11 protein-coding genes are annotated in these 15,130 nt (G+C 64.9%); 4 read left to right on the top strand and 7 right to left on the bottom strand.

Annotation, left to right across the window (positions count from 1 at the left end; all coding sequences use genetic code 11):
- The first annotated feature begins 36 nt into the window (after window positions 1-36).
- A complete protein-coding gene (locus tag CJZ82_RS07305) occupies window positions 37-315 on the top strand; it encodes an ATP-dependent helicase (protein ID WP_198949687.1) in 279 nt (92 codons plus the stop codon).
- 255 nt (window positions 316-570) lie between these two features.
- Here CJZ82_RS07305 and cobJ read toward each other — a convergent pair whose 3' ends face one another.
- Together cobJ and CJZ82_RS07295 are read right to left on the bottom strand one after the other, a co-directional pair.
- On the bottom strand, window positions 571-2,343 hold the full coding sequence (gene cobJ, locus CJZ82_RS07300) for a precorrin-3B C(17)-methyltransferase (protein ID WP_094555132.1): 1,773 nt from the start codon (window positions 2,341-2,343) through the stop codon (window positions 571-573).
- Entirely contained in the window at window positions 2,340-3,752 is a 1,413-nt protein-coding gene (locus CJZ82_RS07295) for a hypothetical protein (protein ID WP_143593562.1), read from the bottom strand. The genes cobJ and CJZ82_RS07295 overlap by 4 nt, the downstream gene beginning before the upstream one ends.
- Window positions 3,753-4,206: 454 nt before the next feature.
- On the opposite strand from CJZ82_RS07295, the gene psaA reads away from it, so the two are divergent.
- Window positions 4,207-6,510 (top strand): photosystem I core protein PsaA, encoded by a 2,304-nt coding sequence (gene psaA, locus CJZ82_RS07290; protein ID WP_094555130.1) that lies wholly within the window; start codon window positions 4,207-4,209, stop codon window positions 6,508-6,510.
- Window positions 6,511-6,531: 21 nt separating this feature from the next.
- Window positions 6,532-8,751 (top strand): photosystem I core protein PsaB, encoded by a 2,220-nt coding sequence (psaB, locus tag CJZ82_RS07285; RefSeq protein WP_094555129.1) that lies wholly within the window; start codon window positions 6,532-6,534, stop codon window positions 8,749-8,751.
- 72 nt (window positions 8,752-8,823) lie between these two features.
- On the opposite strand, the gene CJZ82_RS07280 is transcribed toward psaB, so the two are convergent.
- The 3 genes from CJZ82_RS07280 to CJZ82_RS07270 form a co-directional block, all read right to left on the bottom strand.
- Window positions 8,824-11,958: an efflux RND transporter permease subunit gene (locus CJZ82_RS07280; RefSeq protein WP_094555128.1), complete on the bottom strand. Its 3,135-nt coding sequence runs from the start codon at window positions 11,956-11,958 to the stop codon at window positions 8,824-8,826.
- 185 nt (window positions 11,959-12,143) lie between these two features.
- Entirely contained in the window at window positions 12,144-12,635 is a 492-nt protein-coding gene (locus CJZ82_RS07275) for a photosystem I reaction center subunit XI (protein ID WP_094555127.1), read from the bottom strand.
- Between the two features lie 47 nt (window positions 12,636-12,682).
- Entirely contained in the window at window positions 12,683-12,799 is a 117-nt protein-coding gene (locus CJZ82_RS07270) for a photosystem I reaction center subunit VIII (RefSeq protein ID WP_094555195.1), read from the bottom strand.
- A gap of 92 nt (window positions 12,800-12,891) precedes the next feature.
- On the opposite strand from CJZ82_RS07270, the gene CJZ82_RS07265 reads away from it, so the two are divergent.
- Complete coding sequence (locus CJZ82_RS07265) at window positions 12,892-13,422, top strand: hypothetical protein (RefSeq protein ID WP_094555126.1); 531 nt, start codon at window positions 12,892-12,894, stop codon at window positions 13,420-13,422.
- Here the strand turns inward: CJZ82_RS07265 and CJZ82_RS07260 are convergent.
- Both CJZ82_RS07260 and CJZ82_RS07255 read right to left on the bottom strand, forming a co-directional pair.
- On the bottom strand, window positions 13,380-14,351 hold the full coding sequence (locus CJZ82_RS07260) for a glycosyltransferase family 2 protein (protein WP_094555125.1): 972 nt from the start codon (window positions 14,349-14,351) through the stop codon (window positions 13,380-13,382). The genes CJZ82_RS07265 and CJZ82_RS07260 overlap by 43 nt on opposite strands.
- A 43-nt stretch (window positions 14,352-14,394) precedes the next feature.
- Window positions 14,395-15,126, bottom strand: coding sequence for a C40 family peptidase (locus CJZ82_RS07255; protein ID WP_094555124.1), 732 nt, complete (start codon window positions 15,124-15,126; stop codon window positions 14,395-14,397).
- Window positions 15,127-15,130 lie beyond the last annotated feature (4 nt).

The following is a 15,130-nucleotide window of genomic DNA, read 5'->3' as shown; positions in this document are numbered from 1 at the left end:
GGTGGTCAATGTAGGGATCCGGTCCGTGACCGACCAATGACATCTCCGTTGAAGATCCGCCCGTTTGAGCCCGCCGACTGGCCGGGGGTGTGGCGGCTGCTGGAGCCGGTGTTCCGTGCCGTGGCTGTGATGGCCTGCGACGAGGACGTGATCCCAAGCCCTTCAAGGATCGAAGCGATCACCGACGACTGCGACCTGGATGAGGTTTATGCCGCCGAACGGCATCTGCTCTATGTGGCCTGCACCCGAGCACGGGATCACCTGCAGATCAGCAGTGGCGGGGTGGGATCGAAATTCCTGGACGACATGGCTTGAGCGCTTCAACTTCGGAGCGCCGATGCGCCACCCCTTGCCTGCGATACGCCTCCCTTACCACCAGGAGGTAGCAGGGTTGACTGATCACTCGCTTGGTGTATGTTTCTAAGAGGAGCTTTCACGGATCTCAGGTATCACCCTCAGGTGGTACTTCTAGGTCTAGCTCTATGACAAGGCGATCCAATCCTGTCATCCCGATTTCTGAGCTTCGGGGCCGATTTCTGAGCTTCGGGGCCGATGGCCGCCCGGAGCCTTTCAGCTCAGTTCGGCGCCCGGGTAGCCCCGGGGTGTCACCATCACTCCGTCCTGGTGGCGAGAGGTGCTGTTGCCCACCAGCACCAGGCTGAGCATGTCCACCTGCTCCAGGGGCAAGTCCCCGAGGGTATGCAGCTGCACACTTTCCTCTGCCCGGCCCAGTTGCCGTGCCAGCACCACAGGAGTGTCGGCGCTGCGCCCCTCCAGCAGCAACTCCCGGGCCCGGCCCAGTTGCCAGTCGCGGCCCAGTGATCGGGGATTGTAGAGCGCAACCACGAAATCCCCGCTGGTGGCGGCCCGCAGCCGTTTCTCGATCGTCGGCCAGGGTGTGAGCCGGTCGCTCAGGCTGATCGTGCAGAAATCGTGCATCAGGGGGGCGCCGGCCCTGGCCGCGGCCACCTGCAGGGCGGAGAGGCCGGGATGCACCGAGAAGGCGGGCCTGGTCTGGGGGTCATGCTCCAGCCAGAGCTCCAGGGCCAGACCCGCCATGCCGTAGATGCCACTGTCACCCGACGACACCAGGGCCACACTCAGTCCGGCTTCGGCCAGCTCCAGGGCCAGCCGGCAGCGGTCGCGCTCCTGGGTGAGCTGGCCGTCCCGGCGTAGTTGGTCGGGGCGCCGCAGGGGCTCCAGCAGATCCAGGTAGAGGCCATAGCCCACCCAGACCGTGCTCTCGGCCAGGGCGAGCCGAGCTTCCGGGGTGAGCAGGTCGAGCTGTCCAGGACCGCTGCCCACCAGATGCAGCTTCCCCCGCTGCGGGGCCCACTGCCCGGCAGTCAGGGCTACCGCCAGGGTGGCGGCTCCCCGTTCACCGGGCTGGGCCCGCTCGATGCGCTTCTCCAGCAGCAGCTCCGACTGTGGGGATGACGCCAGCAGGGCGGCCGCTTCAGCCACGCTGGCGGTTCCCATTTCCTTGAGCACCGCCTGCGATGGGCTGGGCACCTGCACCGCCGCCAGGGCCTCGGCACTGAACAGCCGCAGCGGCCACTGATGCCGCCGGGCCAGTTCCAGCAGGGCCGGCTCATCGCCTTTGCGGTCGATGCTCGCCAGCCCGGCGACTGCGTCCATGGCCAGTTGGGCGCCATCCAGGGCCTGCTCCAGCAAGCGCTCCAGCAGGCTGAGGCTGGTGTCACGCTCGCAGCCGAAGCCCAGCCAGAGGCTGGGTGGATGCCAGCGACATCCGGGGCCCAGGCGTGGACTGATCAGCATCTGCCCCGGCAGGTTCTCTGCCGGGAGCTGAAGCAGCGTTGCGGCGGCATCCAGTCCCTGCCAGTCGGGGCAACCGCTCTCCTGCTGCACGGCGATCCGCTCACCCCGTGCCGCGGCTTTCATCAGGGCATCCCAGTCGCCCAGGCCCTTCCGCCAGCCCCAGGCCAGCCCGAAGCTGTCGAGGGCCAGGCTGCCGCTGCCACTACTGGCGCCCGTGAGCACCGCTTCGCCCCCCAGCAGGGCGGCCACCCGCTGGCTGAGCTGCTCTGCTCCAGCCCCGTGCCCCCCCAGCAGGGGGATGGCGAAGCGCCCCTGGGGATCCACCACCACCACGGCCGGGTCGTGCTCCTTGCCCTGGAGCAGCGGGGCCACCAGCCGGGTCACCGCCCCGCAGGCTCCCACCACCACGAAGGCCGACGCCCCCTTCCAATGTTGTCTGAGCAGCTCGGCGGCGCCGGCGCCGGGCTCAGCTCGGGCCTCCACCAGTCCGCCCTCATCCAGGCGCTCGAGCACGGGGGCACCGGCCCTGCTCAGGGCCAGTCCCCAGCAGATCAAATCACTCATCCCCCGAACCTGGCACGCAGCCGATCCAGCGGCGATGCCGACGCTTCAGGCAGCATCACAGTCTTGGCCGCCGGCTCCTCTGAGGGCTTCTTCAGAGGAGCTGAGCCAAGCGTTTCGGGCGAGGGCTGCGGTTCTGCGGATCCGGGCGGTGCAAGCAACTCCGATGGGTCAGGGGAGTCCACAGGCTCCACAGGCTCCACAGGCTCAACATGCTCCGGCATCACTGGTGCCGGCTCCGTAAAGCTCCTGCGTTCACCTGCCTCAGGTTCAGTCGCAGCTTCAGGTTCAGGCGTCGTCTCAGATGCAACGGCCTCCGCTTCAAGCGGTTGCTCAGTGCTTGCTGTCGTCAATGAGGTGGCGGCTTCGCTGCGGTCGGTGGCCATCCCCTCAGCCTGGAGATCCAGCTCCGTCCGCGGTTTGGGTTCCTGCCCAGCGGCCTCGACGGGCTGTGGTGAAGGTGTGATCTCACCTGCGGGCTCGCTTGGCAGCTCACCCAGCAGACGCTTCAGATCCTCGGCGGAGATCGATGCCGTCTGCCAGGGATGGGGGTCTTCTGGACGCATGACCAGGTCCTGCACCAGGCTGTTGAAGGGTGGATTCAGTGGTTCCCCCAGCCCGTCGAGCAGCTCCAGTTGCAGGGGGTTGCTGCCGGAGCGCAGCCCTGTGAGCCAGAGCGGCTCCTGCCGGTCCACCTGGAAACTGTCGCCATTGAGGGTCACCCGCAGCCGCCAGTTCGAACCGTCTCCCTCGAGGGGCTGGAGGGGTGCGTCGATCAGCAGCCAGTCGATCAGCACGGGTTCGTGATGGATCAGATCGCTGGGGGTGCTGCTCACCAGCTGGGGGGTTCCCCGCAGAGGTTGGCTGAGGGGGTTGGCGGCCAGCCCGTGGAGGCGGATCTGCACGGCGGCGCCGGGATCTTTGACTGCTTCACCCCAGGGCCTGGCCGCATAGACAGTCAGGCGGTGGCTGCCTGGGCTGAGCGGCGCCATGGCCACGCTCAGCCGGGTGTCCTTGCTGATTGGTCCCTCGGGATCTTTGGGGCCCAGACGCAGGGGCGCCTGGGCATCGAGCTGCACCACCAGGTGGGCGCCAAGACCCAGGGCGCCGGCATCGGCCAAGGGCCAGTCTTCAAGCGACAGATCCAGCGACCAGGGGGCGATGGGGAGGACGGCGTCGTCAGCTGGAGCCAGGATCTGCAGCCGGGGTTGAAGCTCCGCCAGACGTAGCCGCAAGGCTTGGCTGGCCTTGGGTGGGGGGATCTCCCGCAGGCGCCCGGATGCGGCCGGCTGGCTGCTTATGGCCGGCGGCTCCTGGGGCCTGGGCCGCAGGCTCCAGCCTCCGCTCAGCAGCACAGCCAGGCAGAGCAGCACCGCCCCCAGGCCCCGAAGCCCCGCTGCCAACATGTGCATCGCTCCTGATCGAAGTCGGCCCGCGGCCTTGGTGCCGGAACCCAGGCAACAGTTTGCCCAGAGTGTCTCGGGCCTGTAAAAAAATGATGCCGAATGTAGCTCCAAATATGCTGGGATTTGGATAAACAAAGCGCGCCATCGCGCCATCGATGAGTGATAGGGAGCCTGGGTCAGAGCCCTGTTCCAGACAGGGGTGGCGGCGGATTGAACCTTTGTTACTGACCCCCCAAGGGGCCTGAAACTCGCCCTTATACTTCCGCCAGCGGTCCCCTCATCGGGGCCCCAGCTCCAGTGATGGCAGCGGCTTTCGGTCTTTTCCGGAGCCAATCCGCACTGGTGCCCATGGTTCCAAGGGTTTCGATCCGCGGAACCGTGAGGCCCACCGGCCTGGCCTTTCGGCCCGGTCCGGAGGGGTGGACCTCCACCTCGACTCCGTCCCTCGAGGAACGTCTCGATGACCATCAGCCCACCAGAGCGTGGGAAAACGGCGAAGGCCATGGTCGACCGGAACCCTGTTCCTGTCGACTTCGATGTTCTCGGCAAGCCCGGGCATTTCGATCGCACCCTCGCCAAAGGTCCCAAAACCACCACCTGGGTTTGGAACCTCCACGCCAACGCTCACGATTTCGACAGCCACACGAGCGATCTCGAAGAGGTCTCCCGGAAGATCTTCAGCGCTCACTTCGGCCACTTGGCCGTCATCTTCATCTGGCTGAGCGGCGCCTTCTATCACGGTGCCCGCTTCTCCAACTACACCGGCTGGCTGGCCGACCCCCTGCACGTCAAGCCGAGTGCTCAGGTGGTCTGGCCCATTTTCGGCCAGGAAATTCTCAACGCAGATGTGGGCGCCGGCTTCCACGGCATCCAGATCACCTCAGGTCTCTTCCATGTGTGGAGAGCCTGGGGTTTCACCAGTGAGTTCCAGCTGCTCTGCACTGCCATCGGTGCCCTGGTGATGGCTGGCCTGATGCTGAACGCCGGCGTCTTCCACTATCACAAGGCAGCTCCCAAGCTCGAGTGGTTCCAGAACGTTGAGTCCATGCTCAACCACCACCTTGCTGGCCTTCTGGGCCTGGGCTCCCTCTCCTGGACCGGGCACCTGCTGCACGTGTCCCTGCCGACCACGGCCCTGATGGATGCCATCGACGCCGGCAAGCCGCTGGTGCTCGACGGCAAGACCATCGCCTCGGTGGCGGACATCCCCCTGCCCCATGAATTCCTGAACCTGGATCTGCTGACCCAGCTGTACCCAGGATTCGGTGCGGGTCTCTCCGCTTTCTTCACCGGCAACTGGGCCGCCTACAGCGATTTCCTCACCTTCAAGGGTGGGCTTAATCCTGTCACCGGCAGCCTCTGGATGACCGACATCGCCCATCACCATCTGGCGATCGCGGTGCTGTTCATCGTGGCCGGCCACCAGTACCGCACCAACTGGGGCATCGGTCACAGCATCAAGGAAATTCTTGAAGGACAGAAGGGCGATCCCCTGCTGTTCCCTGCTCCGAAAGGTCACGACGGCCTGTTCGAGTTCATGACCACTTCCTGGCATGCCCAGTTGGCCGTGAACCTGGCGCTGCTCGGTTCGTTGACCATCATCGTGGCGCATCACATGTATGCGATGCCGCCCTATCCCTACATCGGGATCGATTACCCAACGCAGGTGTCGCTGTTCACCCACCACATGTGGATCGGTGGCTTCATCATCGTTGGCGCCGGTGCCCATGCGGCCATTGCGCTCATCCGCGATTACGACCCCGCCCTGCACGTGGACAACGTGCTGGATCGGGTGCTCAAAGCTCGTGATGCCCTGATCAGCCACCTGAACTGGGTGTGCATTTTTCTGGGCTTCCACAGCTTCGGTCTTTACATCCACAACGACACCATGCGTGCCCTGGGCCGTCCCCAGGACATGTTCAGCGACTCCGCCATTCAGTTGCAGCCCGTCTTCGCTCAGTGGATTCAGGGTCTGCACGCCGCCGCTGCCGGCACCACCGCTCCCAATGCGTTGGCCGGTGTCAGCGAGGTGTTCAATGGCGCCGTCGTCGCCGTTGGCGGCAAGGTGGCTGCCGGTCCGATTCCCCTCGGAACGGCCGACTTCATGGTCCACCATATTCACGCCTTCACGATCCACGTCACCGTGCTGATCCTGCTGAAGGGTGTTCTCTACAGCCGCAGCTCCAGGCTTGTCCCCGACAAGGCGAACCTGGGCTTCCGCTTCCCCTGCGACGGCCCCGGCCGTGGCGGTACCTGCCAGGTTTCGGCTTGGGACCACGTGTTCCTCGGCCTCTTCTGGATGTACAACTCCATCTCGATCGTGATCTTCCACTTCAGCTGGAAGATGCAGAGCGATGTGTGGGGAACCGTGAATGCGGACGGCAGCGTCCAGCACATCACGAATGGGAACTTTGCGCAGAGTGCCATCACCATCAATGGCTGGCTGCGTGATTTCCTCTGGGCTCAGGCCGCACAGGTGATCAACAGCTACGGCTCGTCCTCCAGTGCTTACGGCCTGATGTTCCTCGGTGCCCACTTCGTCTGGGCCTTCAGCCTGATGTTCCTGTTCAGCGGCCGCGGCTACTGGCAAGAGCTGATTGAGTCCATCGTCTGGGCTCACAACAAGCTGAAAGTGGCTCCGGCCATCCAGCCACGCGCTCTGAGCATCACCCAGGGCCGTGCCGTAGGCGTTGCCCACTATCTCCTGGGCGGTATCGCCACCACCTGGGCCTTCTTCCTGTCCCGACTCATCGCGGTCGGCTGACCTCACACCTGACCTTTCCCAATGGCAACGAAATTTCCTTCGTTCAGCCAGGGTCTGGCACAGGACCCGACAACCCGCCGTATCTGGTACGGCATCGCCACGGCTCACGACTTCGAGAGCCACGACGGGATGACGGAGGAGAAGCTTTACCAAAAGCTCTTCTCCACCCATTTCGGTCACCTGGCGATCATCGGCCTCTGGGTTTCGGGCAACCTGTTCCATATCGCCTGGCAGGGCAACTTTGAGCAGTGGGTCGCCGATCCGCTGCATGTCCGTCCCATCGCTCATGCGATCTGGGATCCGCACTTCGGCCAGGGGGCCATCACCGCCTTCACACAGGCGGGTGCAACCTCACCGGTGAACATCGCTTATTCCGGCCTGTACCACTGGTGGTACACGATCGGAATGAAGACCAACGCCGAGCTGTATCAGGGTTCCATCTTCATGATGATCCTGTCGGCCTGGGCGCTCTTCGCCGGCTGGCTCCACCTTCAGCCCAAGTTCCGGCCTTCACTGGCCTGGTTCAAGAACGCTGAATCCCGCCTCAACCATCACCTCGCCGTCCTCTTCGGCTTCAGCTCAATCGCCTGGACCGGTCACCTGGTTCACGTGGCCATCCCTGAAGCCCGCGGTCAGCACGTCGGTTGGGACAACTTCCTGAATGTGCTGCCTCATCCCGCCGGTCTGGCACCGTTCTTCACCGGCAACTGGGGCGTTTACGCCGAAAATCCCGACACCCTCAACCAGGTGTTTGGCACCTCCGAAGGCTCCGGTACCGCGATCCTCACCTTCCTGGGTGGTTTCCACCCCCAGACCGAGGCGCTCTGGCTCACCGACATCGCCCATCACCACCTGGCGATCGGCTGCATCTTCGTGATTGCCGGCCACATGTACCGCACCAACTTCGGGATCGGCCACTCGATCCGGGAGATTCTGGAGGCTCACAACCCCCCGAAAGGCACTCCTTTCGGAGGTGCTCTCGGTGCAGGTCACAAGGGTCTTTACGACACAGTCAACAACTCCCTGCACTTCCAGCTGGGTCTGGCCCTCGCCAGCCTCGGAGTGATCACCAGCTTGGTGGCGCAGCACATGTATGCGCTGCCGTCCTATGCGTTCATCGCTAAGGACTACACGACACAAGCTGCGCTCTACACCCACCACCAGTACATCGCCATCTTCCTGATGTGCGGTGCCTTCGCTCACGGTGCAATCTTCTTCATCCGTGACTACGACCCCGAAGCCAACAAGAACAATGTTCTGGCTCGGATGCTCGAGCACAAAGAAGCGATCATCAGCCACCTGAGCTGGGTGTCTCTGTTCCTCGGCTTCCACACCCTTGGTCTCTACGTCCACAACGATGTGGTCGTGGCCTTTGGTACTCCCGAGAAGCAGATCCTGATCGAGCCTGTCTTTGCCCAGTTCGTTCAAGCGGCGAGTGGTAAAGCCATCTATGGCTTCGATGTGTTGCTCTCCAACCCGACGAGTGCCGCCAGCCTGGCTTCAGCCAACATCCCTGGCGATCACTTCTGGCTGGATGCCATCAATGGCAACACTGATGTGTTCCTGCAGATCGGCCCTGGTGACTTCCTTGTTCACCACGCCATTGCCCTCGGACTGCACACCACCACCTTGATCCTGGTGAAGGGTGCCCTGGATGCCCGGGGTTCCAAGCTGATGCCCGACAAAAAGGACTTCGGCTACTCCTTCCCCTGTGACGGCCCCGGTCGTGGCGGCACCTGTGACATCTCGGCCTGGGATGCCTTCTACCTGTCCGTCTTCTGGGCCCTGAACACCGTTGGTTGGGTCACCTTCTACTGGCACTGGAAGCACCTCGCCATCTGGCAGGGCAACGTGGCTCAATTCAACGAATCCAGCACCTATCTGATGGGCTGGTTCCGCGACTACCTCTGGCTGAACAGCTCCCAGCTGATCAACGGTTACAACCCGTTCGGCTCGAACAACCTTGCCGTCTGGGCCTGGATGTTCCTGTTCGGTCACCTGGTTTGGGCCACCGGTTTCATGTTCCTCATCTCCTGGCGCGGTTATTGGCAGGAGCTGATTGAAACCATCGTCTGGGCTCACCAGCGCACCCCGCTTGCCAACCTGGTTGGCTGGCGCGACAAGCCAGTGGCTCTGTCGATCGTTCAGGCCCGTGTAGTTGGTCTGGCCCACTTCACAGTGGGATACATCCTCACTTACGGCGCCTTCCTGATCGCCTCCACTTCAGGCAAGTTCGGCTGATCCAAGCGATCAGCCACCCCGAGGGACGCACCTCCACCAATCAACCCTCGGAGATATTCTCCGAGGGTTTTTTCATGACCTTTTCGCCTGGGGCCACCAGCGACGGCCTTCCAGAAGTTTCACCTCCAGGTACACCACCGGCACCACGAACAGAGTCAGCACGGTTGATACCAGCAACCCGAAGAACACCACCGTGCCGATACTGATCCGGCTGGCTGCCCCGGCTCCGGTTGCCAGCAGCAAAGGCAGGAATCCAGCCAGGGACGAGAGGGCTGTGAGCAGAATCGGGCGAAGGCGGCTGATGGCAGCCTCTTCAACGGCCTCCCGTAAGCCCAGCCCTTCCTTCAGGCGCTGATTGGCGAACTCAACGATCAGAATGCCGTTTTTGGCGGCCAGGCTCACCAGAACAAGCATTCCCACCTGGGCATAGATATCGAGAAAAAGCCCGCGGCCGGCCAGGCCCAGCAGGGCGCCCAGCAGGGCCATGGGCACCGTGATCAAGATGATCAGCGGATCGAGAAAGCTCTCGTAGAGGCCGGCCAGCACCAGGAAAACAGCCGCCATCCCCAGGACGAACAGTTGCCAGGTGCGCCCTCCCGCCTGACGCTCCTCCTTGGCCAGCCCCACCCATTCCAGAGCGATCACGGGATTGTCCAGTTCTTGCTTGACCTCCTCCAGCCGTTGGATCGCCTTGCCTGTGCTGAGTCCAGCTTTGGGCATGGCCTGGATGGTGATCGAGCGTGCCAGGCGGCTGTGGTTGATCACCGACGGCCCGCTGTCCTGCTCCAGGGTCATCAGCTCGCGGAGGGGAATCAGGTTTCCTTCCCGGGTGCGCACCTGAAGCGAAAGCACATCTGCGGCTGTGCGCCTGTAGGCCCCATCCAGTTGCACGATCACCCGCCTGACGCGCTCGCCTTCGAAGGTGTCGTTGACATAGCTGCTGCCGAAGCTGGCACCGAGAGTCGTCACAACCGTGTCGAGGTCCACCCCCAGTGACGCCATGCGCAGCCGGTCGGGCTTCAGGCGCAGTTGCGGTGAATCGGCACTGAAGCGCGTGCCCACCCGCTCAAATTCCCCGGTGGCGTTGGCGGCGGCGATGAATTCGCGGGTGGCTTGCTCGAATTCGCTCAGGCTGAGTCGTCCGCCGCTGAGATCGAGAAGCTCCAGCTCCAGTCCCCCCTCACTGCTGAAGCCCCTCACGACCGGTGGAACGCTGACCTGCACGGTGGCCTCGCTGATGGAGCTGCGCAGCCGTTTGGAGAGTCGTTCGGCTACCGCTGCACTGCTGTCTTCAGGCCGGGAGCCGCGCTCCTGCAGCGGTAGCAGGCGCAAAAAGAAGATGCCCCGGTTCGGGGCACTGTCTCCAAAGGAGCGGCCTGCGTAGAAGTTGCCGACCCGCACAAGCGGCTCCCTAGTCACCTGCTTCCGGACCTGCTCCATCACCGCTTCGGTGCGCTGGATCGAGGCTCCCCCAGGCAACGCCACCACGCCGCGAATCTGACTGTCGTCTTCCTGGGGAATGAAGGCTGTGGGCAGTTGCCCCAGGCCCCAGCCCGCCAGGATCAGACTGCCCAGCAAGCCAAGCAGGATGCGCCGCCGCCAGCGAAAACTGCGATCGATCGCCCTGCCGTACTGCTCTCCAAGCCGGTGGATCCAGCGCTGGGGTCGATCCAGCAGCCGGCGCATCCAGAGTGGTTCCGTCCAGCCATGCTGCAGCAGCCAGCTGGAGGCCACTGGCGTGAAGGTGAGCGCATTGATGGTGGAGAACAGGATCGTGGCGCTGATCGTGATCGCGATCGGCTGGTAAAGGCGGCCCACACTGCCGGGCATCGCCAGTACCGGCAGAAACACCACCACCAGGACCAGGGAGGTGGCGATCACGGCACTGCCAAGCTCCTGCATGGCGTTTCGGGCGGCCTCCCAGGGCGTTTCTCCGTCCTGGAGCCGGCGTCCGATGTCTTCGCTGACCACGATGGCGTCATCCACCACCAGACCTGTGGCCAGCACCATGCCGAACAGGCTGAGGGTGTTGATCGAACTTCCGGTGAGACGCAGGACCGTGAAGCTTCCCACCAGGGCTACGGGCACAGCCACAGCGGTGATGGCCGCCAGGCGACTGTTGCCAAGCGCAAGCAGCAGCACCAGCAGCACCAGCAGCACCGCGTCACGCAGGCTGCTCCAGGTGAGCTCGATGCTCTCGCGCACGCTGTCGGCCACATCAACGATGCGCTGCAGCTCCACCCCCGGCGGGAAGTCGGGCTCCAGGCGGCTCAGCGCTGCGTTGACAGCCTTGCTCACCTCAAGGGCGTTGCTCCCGTCGCGCTGGAAAATCTGCACCGCCAGGGTGGGTTCTCCGGCCAGGTTCATGGCGGTGCTCTCAAAACTTTCCACGTCGAGCACGACCCGCCCCACGTCCTTGAGCTGGACCACGCCGCCATTGCTGGCCCGGCTCACCACCAGACTCTCCAGTTCAGCGGGGGTGCGCAGCCGCCCCTCCATTTCGAGGGGCAGGGTGATCTCCTGACCACCAGGGCTGGGTGCATCTCCCACCTGGCCCAGAGCGGCGAGAACGTTCTGCTCCTCAAGCGCGTTTTCGACGTCTGTGATGGTGAGCTTGCGCTGCTCCAGGGCCACCGGATCCAGCCAGACCCGGAACGCCAGTTCACTGCCACCGGCGATGGCCACGTTGCCGACGCCGGGTACCCGCTGCAGCTCATCCCTGAGGCGCTGGTCAAGCCAGCCGCTGAGGAAGGCGTCGCTGTACATCCCCTTCGGGGTGCTGAAGCTGATCACCATCAGCAGGTCGTCGGAGCTGCGGCGCACCTGCACCCCCAGGCGAGCCACCTCCGGCGGCAGTCGGCGGTTCACCAGAACGGCTTCGTTCTGGGCATTGATCTGGTTGAGCTCGGGATTGCCTCCCTCAAAGGTGAGGGTGATCGAGCTGCCGTTGGCGGAACTGGTGGAGCGGATGCTCTCCAGGCGATCCAGCCCGTTCAGCTGCCGCTCCAGCGGAGTGGTCACCCCCTGCTCCACGGCAAGGGCTCCGCCTCCGGGATAGGTGGCGCGAACGTTCACCCGCACCGGCGCGATCGGGGGCAGGTTCTCCACCTGCAGGCCAGGCAGGCTCAGCAGGCCGGCCATCACGATCAGCAGGCTCACCACCAGGGTGAGCACAGGCCGACGCAGGAATGGATCGGAGACTGACATCGAAACGGCAGTGGCAGGGCACGCTGGAAGAGTCTGCCCGCCCTGCCGCTGCCACTGCCGCTGAGCCTCCTGGCTCGATCAGCGGGGGATCCCCGGCCATGAAAAAGCCCCGCGTTAGCGGGGCCTGGCGCAATGCTGAAGTTGCACTTGCCGGATTCTGAGGTCAGCTCGGTGCGCTGTGCGGCTCAGCCGGCGCTCCAGCCGCCGCCGACGAGGTCGACGAGGGGTGAAACCAGAGCGGTGCTGGCCAGGAACCAGGCGAACGCGGCACCACCGCAGCCACCCAGCCAGAAACCGCTGGCGAATTCGGCCCAGCCGGCCTTGGTGAACAGATCAGCGGGCGGATTGTCGATCGTGGCGTCGGGGGGCTGCACGCTGGGTCCGGTGCCAGCGGTGCCATAGATCGACAGGCAGATCGTGAGGATCGTCACCAGGCCGATCGTGGCCAGCAGGCCAGCGGTGGTGGCGTACTCGGTGTTCCGCAGGGGGCCGGTGAGGGCGAACGGTCCGTAGAGGAAGAACCCGTGGGCCATTCCCACTTCCAGGCCGCGGCGGTTGGGGGAAAGCGCCGGGCGATAGGCGGGGAGAGCGTTCAGGAACGCTTTGGTGAAGTAGCTGCTGTTGATGGGGGTGGCGAGATTGCCGACGGTGGGGTCGGCCACGGGATGCACGGTCATGGGCGGGCTCGTGGTGGGAACGAAAGGCAGAAGAACGGACGAGGCGCTCAGTCGCGCGCTTCGATCACGTTGAACAGCAGGGCCATGGCCACAGCAGGGCCGAGGATCCCCACCACGGGGACCAACAACGCGGGCAGCCAGGCGGCAGCGAATTCTCCAGTCATGGCGCGGGCCAATACAGCAACCGCCGATAGTGTAAAGATCACTCCTGGGCAGGCCTTGTCGCCCTGCCTTTGCGAAATAAAAATTCAATCCGATGCAGCAGGCCCTCCCCGCCGCCGCGGCTCTTCTGCTGATGGTCTGGCTTGTGCGGAGCCGCAGGCTGCCCATACTCTGGCGCGATGACGGCAGTGCCGTGGCCGCCCTCAACAGGGCGCAGCTCGAGCGGGTCGTGACCCCGGCCACCGCATCTGCCGCCTCATCAGCCTCCACTGCGCTGGCGATCACCGCTCCTGGTGCGCTCGCGCCGCGGGAGCCATTGCTGGAAGCCCTGGCCTCAGTGGAGCCCGGCACGCGGCTGGATCCTCGCTGGCGCCGGCAGATCCTCGCCGAGCTTCGCGCAGCTGCCACAGGCAGCGAAGGCGAGCGTCTCGCGGCCATGGCCGCCTGTCTTGCCTGGGGCGATCGGGCCAGCCTGCCGCTGCTGAAGCGGGCTCGCTTCGATCCCGACCCCTGCGTGGCAGCCCTGGCCGCCGAGGGGATTGCGGCGTTCCGCGGTCGGACTGCCGTTCAGGCCTACCTCCCTCAGCCCGCCAGGCTGCCGCGCAATGTGGCGCGTACCCGGTAGATCGGCCGGCCCTGACTTTCGTGATACGTGCGCATCTGCAGCTCCGCCAGCAGCCCGAAGCAGAACAGCTGGATGCCGGCCATGATCGCCAGCACTGCCGCCATCAGCAGCGGCCGGTCGCCCACGTCGGCGTTGAGAAAGACCTTCTCGCCGATCAGCACGAGCCCCAGCACCAGGCCGATCGCCAGGCAGGCCAGGCCACCGAAACCGAATACATGCATCGGCCGGGTCAGGAAGCGCTTCATGAACCAGACCGTGAGCAGATCCATCAGCACCCGGAAGGTGCGATCGATGCCGTATTTGCTCTGACCAAAGCGGCGGGCGTGATGGTTCACTTTCACCTCGGTGATGCGGGCTCCTTCGATGAAGGCCAGCGCCGGTAGGAAGCGGTGCAGTTCGCCGTAGAGGTTCATGTCCGCCACCACTTCGCGGCGGTAGGCCTTGAGGGAGCATCCGTAGTCGTGCAGGCGCACTCCGGTGACCCGGGCGATCAGACGGTTGGCGATCTTGGAGGGCAGCAGGCGCTGCAGGGCCGCGTCCTGGCGCTGGTGGCGCCAGCCGCTCACCAGGTCGTAGCCCTGCTCAAGCCGGTCCAGCAGCAGGGGGATGTCGGCGGGATCGTTCTGCAGATCGCCATCGAGGGTGACGATCACGGCGCCGTGGCTGGCATCGAAGCCAGCGGCCATGGCGGCGGTTTGGCCGTAGTTGCGACGCAGCAGCACCGCCACCAGCTCGGGGATCGCTGAGGCGAGTTCCTCAAGCCGGCTCGCGGTCCCGTCGCTGGAGCCGTCGTCGACCAGAACCAGCTCGAAGCGGCGACCCAGGGGCCTGACGCTGGCGAGAACCTTCTCAACCAGTGGGCCGAGGCTTTCCTCCTCGTTGAACAGAGGGATCACGACCGAGAGCTCTGGGCCGTGCGACGCGGTCATGGCGGCTGGGCTGTGTCGAGCTGCAACCTACGGGAGTCCCGGGTCAGGCCAGGGTGGTGCCGTCATGGCAACGCACCACCCGTCCGGCTCCGCGCAGTTCGCTGCGGTAATGGCACGAAACGGGGTGATCGGCTTCGGGGCTGAGCTGGTCGATGCCGAGGCCATCCCGGCCATGCTCCTTGCCGGAGCTGTGCAGATAGCGCCCCGCGCCGAGATACAGCCCCACATGGCTGCAGCGCTGGGGACGGCCGAAGAAGATCAGATCCCCCGGCTGCAGCAGCGCGAAGACTCCAGGCCGCACAGCCACCGGCTGACAGAAGTGCTCCTGTTGGTAGGCATCGCGGGGGATCCAGATCCCGACGCTGGCGAAGGCGCTCTGCACAAAGCCAGAACAGTCGAAGTCGGGGCCGAGGCTGCCGCCCCAGAGGTACCGGTTGGGCTGCTCCCGGGCCCGCTCGGCGAAGGTCAGCACCTCCGGCAGGCGAGAGGCGATGCTGCTCGGCTCCAGGAGGAGCGCCCTGAGAGGCTGGGCGGGGATGGCCCGCTCAAGCAGCTGGCTGATTTCCAGCCAGCAGGGGTAGCCATCCTCCAGCAGCCGGACCCGCAGCCGGGTTCCCTCGCGCGGGCCGAGCAGCTGCAGCCTGCGGCCACGGCGGGCCTGGGTGGCCAGCCCAGGCCCGCTGGAGCGGGCGTGGCCGTTGATGTCGGCGCTCAGACGCCAGCAGCGGCCTGCCTCCAGCCCATCGGCGTTCACCCCGGTTCCTAGGCTCTCCATGGCA

Origin of the sequence: Synechococcus sp. 1G10, assembly GCF_002252625.1 — a bacterium.
Classification (GTDB): Bacteria; Cyanobacteriota; Cyanobacteriia; order PCC-6307; family Cyanobiaceae; genus Regnicoccus_A.
Note: the sequence above shows the minus strand (reverse complement) of the source record. Positions and strands in the feature narration are given on the sequence as shown.

Bases quoted from the DNA above. Each gene is read 5' to 3' on its own strand.
- psaA (WP_094555130.1), top strand. From the start codon at position 4,207: ATGACCATCAGCCCACCAGAGCGTGGGAAAACGGCGAAGGCCATGGTC.
- CJZ82_RS07305 (WP_198949687.1), top strand. From the start codon at position 37: ATGACATCTCCGTTGAAGATCCGCCCGTTTGAGCCCGCCGACTGGCCG.
- CJZ82_RS07270 (WP_094555195.1), bottom strand. From the start codon at position 12,799: ATGACTGGAGAATTCGCTGCCGCCTGGCTGCCCGCGTTGTTGGTCCCC.
- cobJ (WP_094555132.1), bottom strand. From the start codon at position 2,343: ATGAGTGATTTGATCTGCTGGGGACTGGCCCTGAGCAGGGCCGGTGCC.
- CJZ82_RS07265 (WP_094555126.1), top strand. From the start codon at position 12,892: ATGCAGCAGGCCCTCCCCGCCGCCGCGGCTCTTCTGCTGATGGTCTGG.
- CJZ82_RS07295 (WP_143593562.1), bottom strand. From the start codon at position 3,752: ATGCACATGTTGGCAGCGGGGCTTCGGGGCCTGGGGGCGGTGCTGCTC.
- CJZ82_RS07275 (WP_094555127.1), bottom strand. From the start codon at position 12,635: ATGACCGTGCATCCCGTGGCCGACCCCACCGTCGGCAATCTCGCCACC.
- CJZ82_RS07255 (WP_094555124.1), bottom strand. From the start codon at position 15,126: ATGGAGAGCCTAGGAACCGGGGTGAACGCCGATGGGCTGGAGGCAGGC.
- psaB (WP_094555129.1), top strand. From the start codon at position 6,532: ATGGCAACGAAATTTCCTTCGTTCAGCCAGGGTCTGGCACAGGACCCG.
- CJZ82_RS07260 (WP_094555125.1), bottom strand. From the start codon at position 14,351: ATGACCGCGTCGCACGGCCCAGAGCTCTCGGTCGTGATCCCTCTGTTC.
- CJZ82_RS07280 (WP_094555128.1), bottom strand. From the start codon at position 11,958: ATGTCAGTCTCCGATCCATTCCTGCGTCGGCCTGTGCTCACCCTGGTG.